The sequence below is a fragment of the Thalassobacillus cyri genome (assembly GCF_900107755.1).
Taxonomy (GTDB): domain Bacteria; phylum Bacillota; class Bacilli; order Bacillales; family Halobacillaceae; genus Thalassobacillus; species Thalassobacillus cyri.
The window spans coordinates 41,078-61,633 of record NZ_FNQR01000013.1; the positions used below are offsets into that span (position 1 = coordinate 41,078).

At 43.5% G+C, this 20,556-nt stretch carries 17 protein-coding genes; all 17 read right to left on the bottom strand.

The window, feature by feature from the left end:
• Window positions 1-495: 495 nt before the first annotated feature.
• The 17 genes from BLV00_RS14875 to dxr all read right to left on the bottom strand — a co-directional run bounded on the left by BLV00_RS14875 (window position 496) and on the right by dxr (window position 20,540).
• Window positions 496-735, bottom strand: coding sequence for a YlmC/YmxH family sporulation protein (locus tag BLV00_RS14875; RefSeq protein ID WP_176791592.1), 240 nt, complete (start codon window positions 733-735; stop codon window positions 496-498).
• A gap of 16 nt (window positions 736-751) precedes the next feature.
• The gene (locus tag BLV00_RS14880) at window positions 752-1,696 is read right to left on the bottom strand and encodes a polysaccharide deacetylase family protein (protein ID WP_245728984.1); all 945 of its coding nucleotides are present in this window, start codon (window positions 1,694-1,696) and stop codon (window positions 752-754) included.
• Between the two features lie 108 nt (window positions 1,697-1,804).
• Window positions 1,805-3,934 (bottom strand): polyribonucleotide nucleotidyltransferase, encoded by a 2,130-nt coding sequence (gene pnp, locus BLV00_RS14885; RefSeq protein ID WP_093045765.1) that lies wholly within the window; start codon window positions 3,932-3,934, stop codon window positions 1,805-1,807.
• Between the two features lie 207 nt (window positions 3,935-4,141).
• A complete protein-coding gene (gene rpsO / locus BLV00_RS14890) occupies window positions 4,142-4,411 on the bottom strand; it encodes a 30S ribosomal protein S15 (protein ID WP_028782826.1) in 270 nt (89 codons plus the stop codon).
• A 121-nt stretch (window positions 4,412-4,532) separates the two neighbouring features.
• The gene (locus tag BLV00_RS14895) at window positions 4,533-5,480 is read right to left on the bottom strand and encodes a bifunctional riboflavin kinase/FAD synthetase (protein WP_093045766.1); all 948 of its coding nucleotides are present in this window, start codon (window positions 5,478-5,480) and stop codon (window positions 4,533-4,535) included.
• A gap of 36 nt (window positions 5,481-5,516) precedes the next feature.
• The gene (gene truB / locus BLV00_RS14900) at window positions 5,517-6,422 is read right to left on the bottom strand and encodes a tRNA pseudouridine(55) synthase TruB (protein WP_342722837.1); all 906 of its coding nucleotides are present in this window, start codon (window positions 6,420-6,422) and stop codon (window positions 5,517-5,519) included.
• Between the two features lie 129 nt (window positions 6,423-6,551).
• A complete protein-coding gene (rbfA, locus tag BLV00_RS14905) occupies window positions 6,552-6,905 on the bottom strand; it encodes a 30S ribosome-binding factor RbfA (protein WP_093045768.1) in 354 nt (117 codons plus the stop codon).
• A 29-nt stretch (window positions 6,906-6,934) separates the two neighbouring features.
• A complete protein-coding gene (locus tag BLV00_RS14910; RefSeq protein ID WP_093045769.1) occupies window positions 6,935-7,213 on the bottom strand; it encodes a DUF503 domain-containing protein in 279 nt (92 codons plus the stop codon).
• The gene (infB, locus tag BLV00_RS14915) at window positions 7,210-9,330 is read right to left on the bottom strand and encodes a translation initiation factor IF-2 (protein WP_093045770.1); all 2,121 of its coding nucleotides are present in this window, start codon (window positions 9,328-9,330) and stop codon (window positions 7,210-7,212) included. The genes BLV00_RS14910 and infB overlap by 4 nt, the downstream gene beginning before the upstream one ends.
• Before the next feature lie 4 nt (window positions 9,331-9,334).
• Entirely contained in the window at window positions 9,335-9,646 is a 312-nt protein-coding gene (locus BLV00_RS14920; RefSeq protein WP_093045771.1) for a L7Ae/L30e/S12e/Gadd45 family ribosomal protein, read from the bottom strand.
• Window positions 9,647-9,650: 4 nt separating this feature from the next.
• A complete protein-coding gene (gene rnpM / locus BLV00_RS14925; protein ID WP_093045772.1) occupies window positions 9,651-9,917 on the bottom strand; it encodes an RNase P modulator RnpM in 267 nt (88 codons plus the stop codon).
• Between the two features lie 12 nt (window positions 9,918-9,929).
• Complete coding sequence (gene nusA, locus BLV00_RS14930) at window positions 9,930-11,054, bottom strand: transcription termination factor NusA (RefSeq protein WP_093045773.1); 1,125 nt, start codon at window positions 11,052-11,054, stop codon at window positions 9,930-9,932.
• Between the two features lie 15 nt (window positions 11,055-11,069).
• Window positions 11,070-11,543, bottom strand: a complete 474-nt coding sequence (gene rimP / locus BLV00_RS14935; RefSeq protein ID WP_093045774.1) for a ribosome maturation factor RimP — start codon at window positions 11,541-11,543, stop codon at window positions 11,070-11,072.
• A 306-nt stretch (window positions 11,544-11,849) separates the two neighbouring features.
• A complete protein-coding gene (locus BLV00_RS14940) occupies window positions 11,850-16,145 on the bottom strand; it encodes a PolC-type DNA polymerase III (protein ID WP_093045775.1) in 4,296 nt (1,431 codons plus the stop codon).
• A gap of 154 nt (window positions 16,146-16,299) precedes the next feature.
• On the bottom strand, window positions 16,300-18,003 hold the full coding sequence (locus BLV00_RS14945; RefSeq protein WP_093045776.1) for a proline--tRNA ligase: 1,704 nt from the start codon (window positions 18,001-18,003) through the stop codon (window positions 16,300-16,302).
• A 119-nt stretch (window positions 18,004-18,122) separates the two neighbouring features.
• Entirely contained in the window at window positions 18,123-19,379 is a 1,257-nt protein-coding gene (gene rseP / locus BLV00_RS14950) for an RIP metalloprotease RseP (protein ID WP_093045777.1), read from the bottom strand.
• A 15-nt stretch (window positions 19,380-19,394) separates the two neighbouring features.
• The gene (gene dxr / locus BLV00_RS14955; RefSeq protein ID WP_093045778.1) at window positions 19,395-20,540 is read right to left on the bottom strand and encodes a 1-deoxy-D-xylulose-5-phosphate reductoisomerase; all 1,146 of its coding nucleotides are present in this window, start codon (window positions 20,538-20,540) and stop codon (window positions 19,395-19,397) included.
• Between the last annotated feature and the right edge of the window lie 16 nt (window positions 20,541-20,556).

Here is a 20,556-nt window from a genome sequence, read left to right on the forward strand (position 1 = left end):
ACCATGTTCATCCCACAGGACTTTGTAATAAGCATCTTGAAGAAACACCGCACGAAGGAAATGCGTAGCATTTTCGAGGAGTCTCACCGTTTTTCCAGCCACCATATGGTTGTAAAAATCTCGAAACTTCTGTTATGAATGGCATACTTTTGAAGCAATAAGAACGGATCAATCTGGCATTGTAATAGTATTCTCCTAACAATTTAGGGTAAGTAAATTTAAGAGCGATTTCGATAATCTTATGTGGTAAGAGGCGTGGGGGAAGGTTGAGACTCCTGCGGGAAAGGATAGACTGGCAAGACCCCACAGAGCTTTAGCTCGAGGAGGCTTGCCGGCTTCCCCGCGGAAAGCGAATCCTTCCCCAACGCCCCCTAGACATTACCAAACATCTCGAAATCAAGTCTTCGACTTTTCGGCCCTTTAGTTGAATAAACTTCTTATGAACAAAGCGGAAATCAAAAAAACGAGGCACGAATCGATGGACGATTCGTGCCTCTATTCTTTTTTAGGCTGGATCAAAATCATATCTTCCCCGACCCGGATGATTTCATTCCAGGTAATCCGGTGACCCTCGTTACCTGACTTCACACCGAACCATTTATATTCAGGAATGACAAACGATTTAATTTGCCCTGTTTTTTCATCTATCTCTAAATCGGTCTGACCTAAGATGCCAAGTTTGGTGCCACTGGCTACATCCACGATTTCTTTCCCGCTAAGGCTTCTGAATCGCATGATCTGCCTCCTTCTTTTACCTCGATTCACTCATCAATGCCTCAATATTATTTATTTTCAATCCTTTTTCACTTATTTGCTCGATCATTTCCCCGAGACTCTGAGCTGTTACTGCTGTTGGGTGCATTAATACCATGGCTCCGGGGTGAATTTTGGAAACTACCCGTTGGACCATCACTTGTTTTGTGGGCTTTTTCCAATCTACGGTGTCGACTGTCCATAGTACAGTCTCCATCTTCAATGCTGCGGCAGTTTCTATGACAGCATCATTATAGCTGCCAGAAGGCGGAGCAAACCATTTTGGATTTTCATCCGTCAACGAGGCTAAGATTTGGTTTGTTCGTTCTATTTGTTCCTGAATTTCTCCGCTGTTCATTCTACTCATATCAGGGTGGTTATATGCATGGTTTCCTATTATATGTCCCTCTTCTTTGATCATTTTTACCAAATCAGGATTTTTTTCCGCAAATTTTCCCTCAATGAAAAAATTGGCTTTTACCTTTTTCTCCTTCAGGGTTTTTAACATGGAAGGAATATGCTCAGCTCCCCAGGATACATTGACTAAAAAGGTTACCATTTCCTTATCAGGATGACCTCGGTAAATAGGAGAAGCAGGGAGATCTTCCAGTGATTTCTTTGGACGAACAGGATCAAACACTAACTTTTTTTCATTAAAAACCCCTTCTTTTTTCATTTTGTCAAAGGATTTTTTAATATTAACTTTTTTTCCGTTCAATCCCGGGGTTTTTTTCCACACTTGATCAATGTAAGCATCCTCCGGAGCAACTTCGAATTCAGTACGTCTTTCTTTGATCTCTTGATAGAGAGGAGTTGTTTCTATAGAAGCTGTGAGCGGGAGATAAACATTTGTAGTAAGGCCGTACATACTGTTCATAGCAAAAAATCCAATAAAGGTGATTAAAATAGCTAATGCAGTTGACCATATGTAGCGTGGTTTCACATTTATCCCTCCCCTCTATTATTAACTTATGGAGAAGGAGGACGAGGTAGAACTGCACAAATAAATGAAGTTATAAAAAAAGAAACTGGCTGCCCAGCTTCTTTTTCGTTATGCTTCGTTATTATTTGCTGCTTCTTGCTTTTTCTTTTCATCAAGCAATACGGCTTTGCGTGAAAGGTTGACCCTGCCTTGGTTATCGATTTCTTTAACCTTGACCTTCAGGATATCACCAATTTTTGCGACATCTTCCACTTTACCGATCCGTTCTTCTGCCATTTCAGAAATATGGACCAGACCGTCTTTGCCTTTAAAGAGTTCTACAAAGGCACCGAATTTCTCGATACGTTTAACTTTCCCTTCGTAAATTTCTCCGACTTCTACTTCACGGACGATATCTTCAATAATCTGCTTCGCTTTTAAGTTCATCTCTGAATCTGTGGAAGAGATGAAAACTTTTCCATCCTGCTCGATATCGATTTTAACCCCAGTGTCTTCAATGATTTTGTTAATCTGCTTTCCGCTCGGTCCAATGACATCACGGATTTTGTCTGGTTTGATCTGCATCGTCAAAATCTTAGGTGCATATTGGGATAGTTCCTGACGGGATTCAGGAATCGTAGCCAGCATGCTTTCTAAAATGTGCATACGACCTTTTTTCGCCTGGGTCAATGCTTCTTCCAAAATTTCACGGGAAAGCCCTTCGATTTTGATATCCATTTGCAGTGCGGTGACACCTTCGGCTGTACCGGCTACTTTGAAATCCATGTCTCCAAGGAAATCTTCCATGCCCTGGATATCACTTAAGATTGTGTAATCTTCTCCGGATTTAACAAGTCCCATCGCGATACCGGCAACAGGAGCCTTGATTGGAACACCTGCATCCATCATCGCTAACGTACTCGCGCAAATACTTGCCTGGGATGTAGAACCATTGGACTCCAATACTTCAGAGACAAGACGAATTGTATATGGGAAATCCTTCTCAGATGGTACAACCACTTCAAGCGCTCGCTCGCCTAATGCCCCGTGACCAATTTCACGACGTCCTGGTCCACGAATCGGTCCAGTCTCACCGACAGAAAAATGCGGGAAGTTGTAGTGGTGCATAAAGCGCTTTGACTCTTCCAGATCCAGACCATCGAGTATCTGAACGTCACCAAGCGGTCCAAGGGTACAAATGCTAAGTGCCTGTGTCTGTCCACGAGTGAACAATCCTGACCCATGTGTACGAGGCAAGACACCGACACGGGAAGATAATGGACGGATTTCTTCTGGACTACGGCCGTCTGGACGTACTTTTTCCTTGGTGATCAAGCGGCGTACTTCTTCCTTCACCATGTCATCCAAAATAGCTTTGACTTTTTTGATTGTTTCTTCATCCGCTTCCTGTTCTTCGTATCTGGCGATAATATCTTTCTTAGCCGTATCGATGGCTGCTTCACGGGCTTTCTTTTCGTGTGTCTGAATAGCATTAACCATTGTCTCTTTTGCGTCAGCTTCCAGCTGCTGCTTTAATTCCTGATCAAGGTCAACCAAGGTCACTTCCATCTTTTCTTTACCGACTGCTTCGATAACTTCTTCCTGGAATGCTACCAGGCGTTTGATTTCTTCGTGACCGAACATGATTGCTTCCAGCATGTCTTCTTCAGGAACTTCCAAAGCTCCCGCTTCTACCATGTTGACAGCATCTTTTGTTCCAGCAACCGTTAAGTTGATATCACTTTTATCCTGTTGTTCTGTTGTCGGGTTGATTACAAACTCACCATCGATGCGTCCGACAATAACTCCGGCAATAGGGCCTGCGAATGGGATATCTGAAATACCCAGAGACAAAGATGAACCAAGCATGGCTGCCATTTCAGATGTACAGTCCTGATCAACACTCATAACGGTGCTGATAACTTGTACATCGTTACGAAATCCATCCGGGAACATTGGACGGATAGGACGGTCAATTAGACGGGAAGCAAGAACTGCTTTATCACTTGGACGCCCTTCCCTTTTAATGAACCCACCAGGAATTTTCCCGACAGCATATAGGCGTTCTTCATAATTGACAGTCAACGGAAAGAAAGGTAGGTCTTTCGGTTCCTTTGATCCAGTCGCAGTGGACAATACAGAAGTATCGCCATAACGTACCATGCAAGCACCATTGGCCTGCTTAGCTAATTCTCCCACTTCAATGGAGAAGGTTCGACCGCCGACTTCGATCGAAAAAATTTGTTTTTCATCTGCCATAAATTTCTATACTCCTCTCAATACTCACTGATAAAGTGAAACAATCTCTCCTTATCGCCTTTACTCAGCAGTTGATCTTGGATGTTTACGCTTTTAGTAAAAAGCTGAAGAGATATGCGTTTATAAAAGTATGCAACCAAAGGCTGCATCTTTATGTATTCAAACATACAGAAAAAGCGGGATAAACTCCCGCTTTTTGTCTTTACATTAACGACGCAAGCCAAGACTCTTGATCAACTCGCGGTAACGTGTAACGTCATTATTACGTAGGTAGTTCAATAGGTTACGACGCTTACCTACCATTTTCAACAAACCACGGCGAGAATGATGGTCTTTCTTATGCGTGCGCAAATGTTCATTCAAGCTGGTGATCTGCTCAGTCAATACAGCAACTTGTACTTCTGGAGATCCAGTGTCGTTGTCATGAGTCTTATACTCATTAATGATTTCGTTTTTACGTTCTTGTGTGATGGCCATACGGCTACACCTCCTAGATTTCTATAAAAATTCCCTTTCCCCTAGCAAGCGTTGGAGGAACGCATTGCCAAGCGAAGGTTCCGTATTTAAGGGTACAACTTTTGCATAAAAAATGCAAGGATTAGTTCTGGTGATCAGAGAAAAAACGACGGATTTCCAGTTCATCCAGCTTCAGTTGTTCAATCAGAGCTTCGACTCCATTGAACTTTTCTTCCTTTCGAATGAAAGCATGCCAATAGACTTCCAGCCAATCATTATAAATATCTCCAGAAAAGTCAAAAATATACACTTCGAGGTTTGGTTTTTCAGCATCATCCTGAAAGGTCGGTTTATATCCAAGATTGGCCATCCCAGTATAGACTTGTCCGTTGTGTTTGACACTGACGGCATACACTCCTACACGCGGCAATAAATAGTCCTCGTGCAACTGGATATTTGCGGTAGGAAATCCAATCGTCCTTCCGCGTTGATCGCCTTCCACCACTCTTCCATAAGTAGAAAAGGGACGATCAAGCAGCCTGGATACCTCTTGCATATTACCCTGTTTCAGTTCATGACGAATACGGGTCGAACTGATTTTCTCATCATGATCTTCTACTTTTTCGATAACAGTCTGGTCAAATTTTCCCCGGGAATGAAATGGCAGTGTCTCCATGTTGCCTCTACCCATCCTCCCATAGCTATAATCGAATCCCGCTATGACATGTCGGACGTTCAACTGGATAAGAAATTGATCGACAAATTCCTGGGGTAAGAGATCCGCTAACCATTCATCAAAATTGACGATGAACAATTGTTCCACCCCAAGACGCTCCAATATCTGCTGTTTCTCCCGCAGCGGTGTAATATATTTAGCATGCTGCTCCTGTTTTTTCAATACAACAGAAGGATGAGGATAAAATGTCATCACAGCACTTTGAAGCTTATCCTCCCGTGCTTTAGCCACAGCGGTATTGATCAGCTTCTGATGGCCTTTGTGGACGCCATCAAAAAATCCGAGCGCTAGTGCGGAAGGAGGAAAATCATCGGTATCAAAATCATGGGGATATTTCAATTCGGTAATTTTCACGGTGTTCACCTACTTTTACTACAGATAAAGCCTCCATCAGAGAACTCTTACCGGTTTAACTTTCCCTTGTTTTTCCGGATGGAATTGATAGATTGCCAGAACTTCATCTTGAAATTTGACACAAAAAACATCACTGGTAAAGGTTTGAGATGGTGAAGGCAGCACTTGTCCATGCTTAATTCTTACACGTGTTTCTTCATCTACCTGCCAGGCATCCAAATGATTTAAACCTCTTACAAGCGGCAGCAACAGTTTGTCATAAGCTTCATCGTCAGCCAGCTTTTGGATCTCTTCTAATGAGAAACAATCCTCTTTGCTGATATCACCTGTTCGCGTACGTTCAAGAAATGACATATGGGCAGGGTAGCCAAGTTCCCTCCCGATGTCCACGCATAAAGTTCGGATATAGGTGCCTTTGGAACAAATGACTTGAAATGGAAAACTGGCTTTTCCATCCTCATATCGTATGGAGTCCAGCTTTTCTATATTATGAATATAAACCTCACGGACAGGACGTTCAACTATTTTCCCTTCTCTTGCATATTCATAAAGTTTTTTTCCTTTTACTTTAACTGCAGAGTACATCGGGGGAATTTGTTTAATCTTTCCTTGAAAGGAGTGCAAAATTTCCCTGACAGCCTTCTCATCAAACGGCTCGGACACTTCCAGGGTTTCAACTACTTCCCCGGAGCTGTCTTCTGTATCCGTGGCATATCCGAGAGTCACGACAGCTTCATAGACTTTCACTGTATCCGTCAAAAACGGTACGATCTTGGTAGCACGCCCGATACATAATGGAAGTACTCCTTCGACATCTGGATCAAGGGTACCTGTATGGCCGACTTTCCTGGTATGCAGGATTTTTCTCACCTTCATAACACAATCATGGGAAGTCCAACCCTTTGGTTTCCAAACCGGCAGTATACCATCCAAACTACACACCTCCTAATCAAAAGAAAAGACCGTCTCCCTTCGGAGCCCTCTCTATGCCCTTTCGGATACAGTCGGAATTCAGCAGCTGTATATACTCGGGCACAAGAGCAGGCAAAAAGAGGACAGTCTTAGTCTGGATTAATTGCTATGCGTATCATTCAAATCACGAAGTATCTCTTCGATACGATTGCCTCGTTCAATCGCTTCATCGAATTCAAAAGATATTTCTGGTGTTTTGCGCAGGCGGATTCTTTTTCCTATCTCAGAACGTATGAATCCTTTTGCCTTTGCCAAACCGAGCAATGTATCCTGCTGTTGTTTATCGTCGCCTAAAACGGAGATATAAACTTTCGCTTGTTGAAGGTCACCGGTAACACTTACATCTGTGACCGTCACAAAACCTACACGAGGGTCTTTGATCTTTTTGCTGATAATATCTCCAAGCTCTTTCTTCATTTGTTCTGCTACGCGATTGGCACGTAAATCACTCATGTCATCCACCTCTTCTATGCTAAGGCAGGTTAACACCAATCCAATGTCGTCTCTGCCCTTTCAATTTCAGGAAATGAGTCAATGAAGGCTAACGCTTGTTGGATCAGCCGTTCTGCCTGAACCCGGTCACTTGAAATCGTCACGATGCCGATTACAGTACGCTGCCATAAGTCCTGGTAATCCAGTTCACTTACAGCAACGTTGTATTCGTTTTGCAGCCGGGTAGTAATCCGTTTAATGACAGAACGTTTCTCCTTCAACGACTGAGCGTCATAGATGAAGCATTCTACTTCAGCACTGAGGATCATGTACGTTCTACTTCCTCCATGACATATGCTTCGATGATGTCGCCTTCCTTGATATCATTATAATTTTTGATTGTAATACCACACTCATAGTTTTGTGCTACTTCTTTCACGTCGTCTTTGAAACGCTTCAACGTATCAATTTCCCCTTCGAAAATGACGACGCCGTCACGGACAACCCGTACACCGGAATTTCTTGTTATCTTACCATCTGTTACATAACCGCCGGCAATCGTACCGATTTTTGAAACTTTGAATGTTTCACGGACTTCCACTTGACCGATGATTTTTTCTTCATATTCAGGATCAAGCATCCCTTTCATAGCCGCTTCAATTTCTTCCATTACTTTATAAATGACGCGGTGTAAACGGATTTCTACGTCTTCAGATTCAGCCGCTTTTTTAGCGTTGGCGTCAGGACGGACATTGAACCCGATCACAATCCCATTAGATGCAGATGCTAAGTTGATATCTGATTCATTGATGGCACCTACACCGGTGTGTATGATGTTGACTTTGACACCTTCGACATCAATCTTTTCCAGAGAAGAAGCAAGAGCTTCAACTGAACCTTGAACGTCAGCTTTCAAAATCAGATTGATATCTTTAATATCCCCTTGTTTGATCTGTTCAAACAAGTCATCAAGACTTACTTTCGTTCTATCGCTACGTTGTGCTTCGATTTGCTTCTGCTGACGGGCCTCTCCGATTGCACGGGCTTTCTTCTCATCTTCAAAGGCAAGGAAACGATCTCCCGCTTGTGGAACTTCATTTAAGCCCGTGATTTCTACTGGAGTAGAAGGTCCAGCCGACTTTACTCGACGGCCAAGGTCATTAACCATTGCACGGACCCTGCCAAACGTATTTCCGACCACGAGTGCATCACCGACACGTAATGTACCATTTTGTACAAGCAAGGTAGCTACGGAGCCGCGGCCTTTATCAAGCTCTGCTTCAATGACTGTACCATATGCAGGACGGTTCGGGTTAGCTTTCAATTCTTCCATTTCCGTTACTAGTACGATCATTTCTAATAAATCATCGATGCCCTCATGCTTGACTGCAGCCATCTTGACGAAGATGGTCTCGCCGCCGAAATCTTCGGAAATCAACTCATATTCCATCAGTTCCTGCATGACACGGTTAGGGTTTGCGCCTTCTTTATCCATTTTGTTGACAGCTACGATAATCGGTACATCAGCAGCTTTTGCATGGTTGATCGCTTCCACTGTCTGTGGCATGACACCGTCATCTGCTGCTACAACTAAGATAGCAATATCTGTTACCTGGGCACCACGGGATCGCATGCTGGTAAAAGCAGCGTGACCTGGGGTATCAAGGAAAGTGATTTTCTTGCCATTTTCCTCTACCTGGTAAGCACCGATGTGCTGGGTGATGCCGCCTGCTTCTCCTTCAGTCACTTTGGTATCACGAATAGAGTCAAGTAATGTTGTTTTACCATGGTCGACGTGCCCCATGATAGTGACCACTGCAGGGCGTTCTTCTAAATCTTCTGCTGCATCCTCGAACTGGTAGTTTTCGATATCGGTCTCATCGACTTGTACCTCTTCTTCGACTTCTACCCCATACTCCGAACAGATCAATTCGATCGCATCAACATCAAGATCCTGGTTTTTCGTTGCCATGACACCTAACATCATCAATTTTTTGATGATTTCAGAAGTGTCTTTGTTCAGTTTTTCCGCCAACTCAGCTACTGTAAGCGTGCCAGAGAATAAAATCTTCTCCGGAGTACCTTTTTTAGCAGGCTTTTGGTTTTGCTGCTGGTTTCGTTCTTGTTTTTGGTTCTTCTTCTGATTGTTGCTTTTCTTTTTATTTTGATTGGATTTTTTCTTGTTGTTTCCCTGCTTACCTGGTTGATTATTCATATTGTTTTGTTTTTGAGCATCCTTTTTGTTGGAATCGTTTTTCTGCTGTTTTTCTGGCTTTTGTTCCTTTTTTCCAAAGCCGAACTCCTGGTCCAACTTAGATTTCGTCTCGTCTGAAATTGTTGACATATGGTTGGATACCTCAATATTCAAGGCCTCCAATTTATTGATAACTTTCTTACTTGTCATTTCATTCTTTTTCGCATATTCATATACTCTCATCTTACTCATACGTTCACCCCCGAATAGATTCATCGAGCAGCGATTGCAACTTTTTCGCAAATCCTTGGTCAAGAACTGCGATCGCGACTCTCCCCTCCTTACCAATAGCCTGGGAAAGTGTATCCCTGTCGGCTGCAAGATAGTAGGGTATATTGTAAAAGCTGCATTTGTCTATCAGCTTTTTTTTTGTCTGGTAGCCAGTATCTTCCGCTATCCATACAAGTTTAGCTCTTTTTTTCTGGATATCTCTTGTAATCGATTCTTCACCGAGTGTACACTTGCCAGCTCGAAAGGCAAGTCCTAGTAAATTCAATGCTTTTTGCATTTCGTCAATCTCCAGCAATTTCTTTCAGTTCTTCGTAAATGGAATCATCGACTTTTGTATTCAACTGCCGGCTGAGAACATCCTGGTCATGGGCTGTTTCGATCACTTTTGTGTCTTTGGAAACATAAGCGCCTCTGCCATTTTTCTTTCCAGTCGGATCAACAAAAACTTCTCCTTCTTTGTTGCGTACGACACGTATCAGCTGCTGTTTCGGTTTCATTTCCTTCGTTACTACACATTTACGTAATGGTACTTTTCTGGAAGCAGCCATAGCTACCACTCCTTATTCAAAGCGTTCTTCGTCTGTGTCAGAAAAAGCTTCATCTGTATCGTTTTCTTTTAAATCATCGGCATTATCATCCAATAAGCCTTCTTCTTCAGCCTCTGATTCACTCTTGATGTCGATCTTCCAGCCAGTCAATTTGGCAGCAAGACGTGCATTCTGACCACGTTTACCGATCGCTAAGGATAGCTGGTAATCTGGTACGATGACGGTGGTTGCTTTTTCTTCCTCGTTCACAAGCACTTTCACCACTTTGGAAGGGCTCAAGGCGTTGGAAACATAGGTTACCGGATCTTCAGACCATTGGACGATATCTATTTTCTCGCCTTTTAATTCATTGACAATAGCCTGAACACGCTGACCTCGCTGGCCAACACAGGAACCGACCGGATCAATTTCCGGATCTTCCGCAAAGACCGAAATTTTAGAACGGTCTCCAGCTTCCCGTGCTACTGACTTCACTTCTACGGTTCCGTCAAAAATCTCAGGAACTTCCATTTCAAACAGGCGCTTCAGAAGGCCCGGGTGGGTCCGTGATACATAGATCTGCGGACCTTTATTGGTGTTTTCCACTTTTGTGACCAATACTTTCAGGCGGTCGTGGATTTCATATGTTTCTGTCGGCATTTGTTCAGCTTCAGGAAGACGTGCTTCGATTTTACCAAGGTTCACATATATGAACCGTGGATCTTTCCGCTGGATAATCCCCGTCATGACATCTTCTTCGCGGTCGCTGTATTCGCCATAGATAATACCACGTTCTGCTTCCCGGACACGCTGGGTCACCACTTGTTTAGCTGCCTGGGCTGCGATACGCCCGAAGTCCTTCGGTGTAACTTCTACTTCGATGACATCTTCCAGCTCATAATTTGGATTGATTTCTTTTGCTTCTTCCGTTGAAACCTCCTGCTGAGGGTCCATTACTTCCTCAACTACTTTTTTTCTTGCATATACCCGCATGGATCCTTCCTCTTCATTCAAATCCACCCGCACGTTAGTAGCTGAATTGAAGTTTTTCTTGTAAGCAGAAATCAATGCAGCTTCAAGTGCATCAATCAATACATCTTTATCGATGCCTTTTTCCTTTTCTAGATAATGGATTGCATCAAAAAGTTCGTTGCTCAACTATCTTCTCCCCCTTTAATTGAAACTCACTGCCAGACGGGCTTTGGCGATTTTATCATAAGGAATTTCAACTGTTTTTGTTTTCGTTTTAATTCGGAATTCAATTTCAGCGACATCATTATCAAAGGATTTCAAGTCACCTTCGTATTCTTTGTCACCATCTATCGGTTCATATAGTTTCACATGAACGCGGCGGCCGACATGCTTTTGAAGTGCTTCCTTGTTTTTCAACGGTCGTTCCGCTCCTGGTGAGGCTACTTCGAGAAAATAAGGGAATTCAATCGGATCCACGTCATCCAGCTTTTCACTAAGCTGTTCAGAGACATACCCGCATTCCTCGATATCTACGCCATTTTCTTTATCTACAAACACACGAAGGAACCAGTTCTTCCCTTCTTTTTTGAATTCAACATCGACGAGCTCCAGGTTCATGTCTTCCAGTACCGGCTGAACCAGCTCTTCTGTCAAGCGTATAACATTTTCACCCATGTCGTTCCCTCCTTCTTCTTACCCTTAGTATTTCTAATATAATCATTCCTATCATGCAGGATTGACGGGCTATTCTTCATTCCATTTAATTCTGTAGTGTCAAGTAATGTATCTCTACAAAAATACGGCACTACAGCATATGTAGTGCGCAACAGGTGCTAAGCCAATTCGACACAGAAAAATAACCGTAAAGATAAACGAAAGAGCGGGTTGCCCCACTCTTTCGCCGTCCTTCGTATCACTTTTCTAACCAATAAAAATATACCATACGTTCCTATTTATTGCAAGAAAGGCCATTCCTAACCATCAGAATAAAGAAAGCTGGTTTTCTTCCGGCATCCCTTCTAAACAGCCCTGCTGGTCCAAATATTCAAGCACTGTCTTGGAAATCCGGCTTCTCTCTCGCAAGTCCTGCTTGGATAAAAATTCGCCATTTTCACGTGCTTTCACTATGTTGATGGCAGCATTCGTTCCAAGGCCGTCAATGGCATTGAAAGGTGGAATCAGTTTATTTCCATCGACGAGGAACTCGGCAGCACTTGATTTATAAAGGTCGACTGTCTGGAAAGAATAGCCTCGCTGGCACATTTCCAGAGATAGTTCCAGCACAGTCAATAAACTTTTTTCTTTCGGTGAAGCATCATTTCCCTTAGCAAGAATCTCTTCAATGCGCTTCTTGATCGCATCTGCCCCTTTGACCATCGTTTCCAATTCATAATCGCTTGCTCTGACGGTAAAGTAAGCAGCATAGAAATAGATCGGGTAGTGGACCTTGAAGTAGGCGATCCGCACTGCCATTAATACATAAGCAGCTGCGTGGGCTTTCGGGAACATGTATTTGATTTTCTTACAGGAATCAATGTACCAGTCAGGGACTCCGTGTTTCTTCATTTCTTCAATCCATTCGTCCTGGAGGCCACGTCCCTTACGGACAAATTCCATGATTTTAAAGGCAAGCGATGGCTCAAGCCCCTTGTGCATCAAATAAACCATGATGTCGTCACGGCAGCCGATTACTTCCGGTAATGTACAGATGCCATCGTTGATCAGTTCCTGAGCATTACCGAGCCATACATCCGTACCGTGTGACAGGCCTGAAATGATGACTAGTTCCGCAAATGTCTTCGGCCTCGTGTCTTCAAGCATCTGACGGACAAAGCGTGTCCCGAATTCCGGAACACCAAGTGTACCGGTTTTACATAAAATCTCGTCGGCGGTGACTCCCAGAGTCTCTGGACCACTGAAAATCTTCATGACTTCCGGGTCATCGACGGGGATTTCTTTTTGGTCGATGCCACTCAAATCCTGCAGCATACGGATGACGGTTGGGTCATCGTGACCGAGTATATCAAGTTTAAGCAGGTTGTCGTGAATGGAATGGAAGTCGAAGTGAGTCGTACGCCACTCTGATTTCGTATCGTCCGCCGGATATTGTATCGGGGTAAAATCGTAAATTTCCATATCATCCGGAACAACGATGATACCACCAGGGTGCTGCCCTGAGGTACGCTTCACCCCGGTACATCCGTGGACGAGTCGATCAACTTCGGCATTTTTAATTTGTAATTGGTGGTCTCCTGCATATCCTTTTACGTAACCGTAAGCCGTTTTTTCTGCAATCGTACCGATCGTTCCCGCACGATACACTTTTTCTTCTCCGAAAAGTACTTTTGTATAATTATGAGCCTGCGGCTGATATTCCCCAGAGAAGTTCAAATCGATATCAGGGACCTTATCTCCTTTGAAACCAAGGAAAGTTTCAAACGGAATGTCCTGCCCATCTTTATTCATCGGTTCTCCACACTTTGGACAATCCTTCTCAGGGAGGTCAAACCCGCTTCCGACGGAACCGTCTGTGAAAAATTCCGGGTCACGGCAATGTTTACAGACATAATGCGGAGGCAATGGATTGACTTCGGTGATTCCGGTCATCGTTGCTACGAAAGAGGAACCGACAGAACCACGCGAACCGACAAGGTAGCCATCGTCCAGTGATTTTTTAACCAGCTTTTGTGAAATCAAATAGATGACGGCAAACCCGTGTCCAATAATACTGTCCAATTCTTTTTCCAACCGTTTTTCAACCAACTCAGGCAGCACATCGCCATAAAGACTTTTTGCTTTATTGTAGGACATTTCACGGATTTCCTGGTCAGCACCTTCGATATTAGGTGTGAACAGGTCATCTTTGACCGGAGAAATTTCTTCTATCTCATTGGCTATTGCCTGCGTGTTGGTCACCACTACTTCCTTAGCTGTGTCTTGTCCAAGAAAAGCGAATTCTTTTAAAAGTTCATTGGTCGTTTTGAAGTGGACTTCCGGTAGTGTCTGGCGATTCAACGGATTACCGTTTTGGGAAGAAATAAGAATTTGGCGGTACATTTTTTCATGCGGTTCGATGTAATGAGTATTCCCGGTTACCACCGCTTTTTTGCCAAGACGATCCGCCATCGCAATCAGCTTTTTTAAAATATCGTAAATCTGTGCTTCGTTCTGTACCAGTTCTTTCTCTATCAAGTGGTAGTAGTTTCCAGGCGGCTGGATCTCAATATAGTCATAAAATTCAGCTGTTTTCTCTGCTTCCTCTTCAGACTTTTGCATCATCGTTTCGAACACTTCACCTTTGTCGCATCCGGATCCGATAAGGATTCCTTCCCGCAGCTTTGTCAATTTAGAACGCGGTATTCTGGGCACCCGGTAAAAATAATCGACATGAGCATGAGAAACAAGACGATAGATATTTTTCAGGCCTGTAAGATTGGTGGCAAGCAATGTGCAATGGAAGGGACGTGAACGCTGATACGCGTTTCCTTCTCCCATATAATCATTCAAGTTCTTATGGTTGGTGATTCCTCTTTCTAAAGCTTTTTTAATTAACTTCCAAAGCAAATATCCAGTTGCCTCAGCATCATAGATTGCCCGGTGATGCTGGGTAAGTTCAATGTCAAAAAACTTACATAACGTATTCAAACGGTGATTTTTCAATTCTGGAACAAGCAGCCGAGCGAGCTCGAGCGTATCGATGACAGGCAATGTTGATTTACCGATACCTATGTTTTTATAACCGGCATTCAAAAAGCCCATGTCAAAGCTTGCGTTATGAGCGACTAAAATGGAATCTCCTGTCCATTCATGGAACTCCTTTAACACATCCTCAATTTCTGGAGCATCTTTTACCATATCATCGGTAATTCCCGTCAAATCAGTAGTAGTTTGTGATAACGGGTGATGCGGGTTTGCAAATGATTCAAAACGATCAATGATATCCCCGTCTTTTACTTTAACAGCGGCAAGTTCAATGATTTTATCATAGACAGCTGATAAACCGGTCGTCTCGACGTCAAATACTACATAAGTATCGCTGGCCAAGTCGCGGTCCTGTTCTTCATAAGCTATCGGCACCCCATCATCGACCAGGTTCGCTTCTACACCATAAATAATCTTGATGCCGTGTTTATTTCCTGCCGAATGTGCCTCTGGGTAGGCTTGCACAACCGCATGGTCGGTAATGGCAATTGCTTCGTGTCCCCATCTTGCTGCAGTTTCAATAAGACGTCCGGGAGCAACAGGAGCATCCATTTGGCTCATGGTAGTGTGCGCATGCAGCTCTATCCGCTTTTCACCTTCTGGTGCTTCATCGACGCGTTGAAGCGGTTTGACTTCATTGATGTCATTCGCCATCATGGTCAGTTCGGATGTGAAATTGTCTGTTTGGATACTTCCCCGTGCTTTGATCCACATTCCTTTTTTAATGGCCTTGAACTGTTCGGCATGATCATCACCGCGAGAGAACATCTTGATGGAGAAAGAATCCGTATAATCCGTAACTTTCAACAAAAGCAAATGGCGGCCGGAACGTAATTCTTTCACTTCGGCATCAAACACATGACCTTGTACGATTTTTCTCCGTTCTTCTTCAAGAATATCGCACATCTTATCAGGGTCCTCCTGGATGTTATACCCAATCATGACAGGACCTTCATGCTCTTTATCCTCCTGCTGCTTAGCCCGTTCTTCTTTCTCTTTGACTGCCTGCTGGACGAATAACTGATCTTCTTTTTGCCGCGCTTCCTGAAACTTTTTGATTTCCTCTTCCTGGCTTTTCACTTGTGTCGCAACTGTACATGGAGTAATTCCCACCTTTTTGCAGAAGGAAAGCAGTGGTTCATGCAGGCGTTTCTGGACGGCATGACTTTCTGCTTCGTTGCGGCAGGTTAACATAATCTTATTCCCGTTTATCTCCGGCTGCTGTTCCAACACTAGATCCTTGTAGGCAGGAGATAACTGAGGCACTGTCTGTACGAAACACTTCCAATAATCCAGCAAGTCACTTTCCTGGATGGTTTGCTGTTCTGTGTGGAATGTCCAATCCACCACAGGAGCGATATGGCGGAACCCTTCCTGCAATTTAGTTATGAACAATTGATAGACTGATGGAGGCATCGGAGACTCCAGTTGAAAGTGAAAATGCCATGTTTTCGTCTGTTTATATACTTCCAATTTTTTTAATGAGCTTTTGCTCAAATGCTGTTCTGCTATTTCTTCGGGAAACTGAATTTGCTTTAACAACAGCTCCATCTTTTCTCTACTTGAAACTCCCACGATGATTCCTCCCAATAAATCGTAGCCCTCGCGGCTGAGTTACAGCCTTCGATTTTGGCAGACCAATAACAACTTCATCCAAACAATAAAATATACCCTCGCATAATTAATGTAGCAAGGGTATATCCGTTAAATCAAGATACAATTGAAGCGTTTATTTGTTCAGGAACTGTTTCACATGATCGATAACCTGATCTGATTCAAGCTCGATTTGTTCCTTGGTAGCCCTATCTTTAAATTCGACGATGCCTTCTCCTGCACGTTTTCCAATTGTCACACGAAGCGGGATACCGATCAAGTCACTATCTGCAAATTTCACTCCTGGACGTTCTTTTCGGTCATCATATAAAACCTCAACCCCTTGAGCTAAAAGCTTCTGGTACAACTCTTCTCCAAGTGCTGCCTGCTCTTCTTTTTTAGGGTTCAATGTCAATACATGTACCTGGTAAGGTGCGACATTTGCCGGCCAGGTAATTCCGTCTTCATCATGGTATTGCTCCACGATCGATGCCAATGTTCTTGAAACACCGATACCATAGCAACCCATAATCATGGTATTGGACTTGCCCTGGTCATTCAGATAAGAAGCGTCCATCTTTTCCGCATAGAATTTACCTAACTTGAATACATGTCCTACTTCAATACCTCTGGCAAATTTAATGGTACCTTCTCCATCGGGAGATGGATCGCCCTCTTTAATGAAGCGGAGGTCCGCATATTTATCCACGGTAAAGTCTTTGCCAGGTGTTACATTTTTATAATGATAACCCTCTTCATTGGCGCCGCATGTTGTATTGACCATTGTTTCCACAGCAAGATCAGCGATTAATTCTACCTTTTCCGGTACACCGACAGGTCCGAGTGAACCAAAACCGGCACCGATTACTTCTTTTGTTTCTTCTTCAGAAGCAAGATCAATCAAGCTGGCATCATAAAGATTTTTCAGTTTTACATCATTAACTTCATGGTCGCCCCTGGTTACAACCATCACAAAGCGGTCGTCCACTTTGAACATGATCGATTTAAGACCTTCTTCAAGGGTATGGCCAAGGTAATCAGCAACCTGCTGCATGGTCTTTTGATCAGGAGTTTCCACCTTCTCCATGTCCTTCGGTTCTGCTTCAGACTTTGTATATTCTGTAATGACAGGCGCCATTTCAATATTAGCGGCATAGCGGGAAGTATCAGAATAAGCGATTGTATCTTCTCCTACTTCTGACAACACCATGAATTCATGGGTATCCTTCCCACCCATTGCTCCTGAATCAGCAATTACCGCACGGAAATTCAAACCGCAGCGTCGGAAGATGTTGGAATACGCGTCAAAAATCCTTTGGTATGTACCATCAAGGCTTTCAAAAGAATCATGGAACGAATAAGCGTCCTTCATTAAAAATTCCCGACCTCGTAATAAACCGAAACGCGGACGTTTTTCATCACGAAATTTATTTTGAATCTGATAGACAGTCAGTGGCAGTTTCTTGTAGCTTTTCACTTCATCTCTCACGATACTTGTAATCACTTCTTCATGGGTCGCCCCGAGAGCGAATTCCCGCTCATGGCGATCATGCAGACGCATGAGTTCAGGTCCGAAAGTATCCCAGCGTCCCGTCTCTTTCCATAACTCTGCTGGCTGCAAAGCTGCCATTAACATTTCATGAGCTCCAGCCTTTTCCATTTCTTCTCTTACAATCTCTTCAACTTTCCGTAATACTCTGCGGCCAATCGGCAAGAAACTGTAGACCCCAGAAGCAATCTGACGGATATACCCCGCTCTGACCAATAACTGATGGCTTTTAATTTCTGCATCTGCCGGGGTTTCTCGCAAGGTTGGCAATAACATTTCACTTTGTCTCATAGTCGACACCTCTATTCCATACTACTGATAGGAAAACTGGAAGTAATCGCTGTACATTTTACTTCCAGTTCTCATTATTAAAAGATACTGATTTATCTTTATTATAACTTGTCGGGTTATCATAGGAAAAGGCGCTGGATATCATTCCAGGTAACCACTAGCATCAACAGCATAAGTAATGCGAAGCCAATGAAATGGACGACACCTTCTTTTTGTGGATCGATCGGCTTGCCTCTAACTGCCTCAATTGCTACGAACAATAGCCGTCCTCCATCTAGTGCAGGTAATGGCAGGAGATTGACAATCCCGAGGTTGATACTCAAAATCGCTGACCACATCAAATAGTTGATGAATCCTGTCTGAACCACTTTATCTGTAGCATCATAGATACCAACTGGACCGGAAAGCATATCTAAGGAAAACTGACCTGTCACCAGCTTCCCTAAATTGACCAGGATAAGCTTTGTCCAGTCATAAGTTTGGGTAAAGCCAAATTGGATCGTTTTTACAAATGAATCATCAAATGCACGTTCCACTCCGATTTGACCAATTTTCACATCCTGTTGTTCAATCGAAGCAGGTGTTATAGAAAGCTCCTGTTCCTGTCCGTTTCTCATGACTGTAAAGTCTAATTCCTCATCCGGGTGATTGCGGACAATTTCCGTAAACTCTTCCCAGGTAGTTACTTGCTGACCATCGATTTCGATAATTTCATCCCCGGTCTGGAGGCCGGACTGTTCAGCTGGGGTATCGTCGACAACGTTCCCTATTTGGGCTTCATCAACTGGAACACCCTGAATGAATCCTAGAATGAAAAAGACGATGATAGCCAATACAAAGTTCATCATTGGACCTGCAAACAGCTGCATTGCTCGCTGCCCTATCGACTTAGAAGCGAACTGGCGATTATACGGAGCAATTTGCGTTTCTTTCTCATCCATAACGAAGTAGGCTTTAGGATCTACTTCAAAAACCAGCTTCTCATCTTCGTCTAGTTCATAACCTTCTATGAGAAGACGATGATCAAGGTCAGCTCTTTCAACTTCGATCACTCGTGCATTAGGGTGTTTGGACTTGTTATTGACAATGATTTTGTTCACCTTGCCTTGATCATTGAATTCCAATCCGACATGGTGTCCAGCTTTCAATTCAATTATTTCCGGGTCTTCCCCGGCCACTCTGACATATCCCCCAACAGGAAGCAGGCGGATTGTGTAAAGTGTTTCATTCTTTGTGAAGGCAAAGATTTTCGGACCAAAACCGATCGCGAATTCTCTTGCAAGCATCCCTGCCCTCTTGGCAAAGATCAGATGCCCCCACTCATGTACAAATACTAAAACACCGAACATGAGTATAAAAGCAATAACAGTCGTCAAAAGAAGCACCTTCCTTTATTTTAAATACGAGCGTACCTGCTGCCGGGTTTCCTGATCGATAGTGAGGATTGTATCTAAATCAGGTTTTCGGATCGTTTGATGACGCTCTAAAGCTTGTTCAATCAATGTTTCTATGTCTAAAAATGATATTTCCCCTTTTAGGAATAATTCGACAGCTTGTTCATTAGCGGCGTTAAGTACAGTGGTCATGGAACCACCTTCCTTTCCTGCCTGATATGCTAATTTCAAGCAGCGGAACCGTTCATAATCCATCGGCTGAAAATGCAAAGTGGCAATTTCTTCTAAGTTTAACCGTTTTGTCATCGATAAATCAAGCCGGTCCGGATAAGTGAGGGCATACTGAATCGGTACCTTCATGTCAGGAGTCCCTAACTGGGCGATGACACTTTTGTCCTTATATTCCACCATGGAATGTATGACACTCTCTCTATGAAGTATAACATCTATTTGCTCATAAGGGATATCAAATAGCCAGTGCGCCTCAATCACTTCCAGGCCCTTATTCATCATCGAGGCAGAATCTATCGTAATTTTAGCACCCATACTCCAATTGGGATGGTTCAAAGCATCATCGACAGTGACACCTACAAGGTCCTCCCTGGTTTTGTCGCGGAAACTTCCGCCGGATGCTGTAAGAATCAGTCGTTCTACCGATTCATTTTTCTCTCCATTCAAACTTTGAAAAATAGCGGAATGTTCACTGTCTACCGGCAATAAGTCTACCTGGTATTTTCTCGCTGCTTCCATGACAAGATGCCCTGCTGTAACAAGAGTTTCTTTATTAGCGATGGCAATCAGTTTACGCGCTTCAATTGCTGCCATTGTTGCTGGCAGTCCTACACTCCCCATCACTGCATTGACCAGGACATCGACTTTTTCCGCCGTACTGGCAGCAATCATTCCCCCTGTGCCTTGCAATACCCTAATAGTCGGAAACTCGCCTTCTACCTGTTGCTTGACTGTGTGATCTTGTACCACCACTACTTCTGGTTCAAATTCTTTTATCAAGGGGAATGCTTTTTCGATATTTTTCCCAAAGGCAAGCGCATAGACGGAAAAATGATCGGGATGCAGACGAATGACATCAAGCGTCTGGATACCAATCGAACCGGTGGCTCCCAGGAGTGTTATTTGCTTCATAAGATAAATCTCTCCC

Coding starts and splice junctions, on each gene's coding strand:
- BLV00_RS14875 (WP_176791592.1), bottom strand. CDS start 735: ATGCGATTCAGAAGCCTTAGCGGGAAAGAAATCGTGGATGTAGCCAGT.
- pnp (WP_093045765.1), bottom strand. CDS start 3,934: ATGGCAGATGAAAAACAAATTTTTTCGATCGAAGTCGGCGGTCGAACC.
- rpsO (WP_028782826.1), bottom strand. CDS start 4,411: ATGGCCATCACACAAGAACGTAAAAACGAAATCATTAATGAGTATAAG.
- rbfA (WP_093045768.1), bottom strand. CDS start 6,905: ATGAGTGATTTACGTGCCAATCGCGTAGCAGAACAAATGAAGAAAGAG.
- BLV00_RS14910 (WP_093045769.1), bottom strand. CDS start 7,213: ATGATCCTCAGTGCTGAAGTAGAATGCTTCATCTATGACGCTCAGTCG.
- infB (WP_093045770.1), bottom strand. CDS start 9,330: ATGAGTAAGATGAGAGTATATGAATATGCGAAAAAGAATGAAATGACA.
- BLV00_RS14920 (WP_093045771.1), bottom strand. CDS start 9,646: ATGCAAAAAGCATTGAATTTACTAGGACTTGCCTTTCGAGCTGGCAAG.
- rnpM (WP_093045772.1), bottom strand. CDS start 9,917: ATGGCTGCTTCCAGAAAAGTACCATTACGTAAATGTGTAGTAACGAAG.
- rimP (WP_093045774.1), bottom strand. CDS start 11,543: ATGGGTGAAAATGTTATACGCTTGACAGAAGAGCTGGTTCAGCCGGTA.
- BLV00_RS14945 (WP_093045776.1), bottom strand. CDS start 18,003: ATGAGACAAAGTGAAATGTTATTGCCAACCTTGCGAGAAACCCCGGCA.
- dxr (WP_093045778.1), bottom strand. CDS start 20,540: ATGAAGCAAATAACACTCCTGGGAGCCACCGGTTCGATTGGTATCCAG.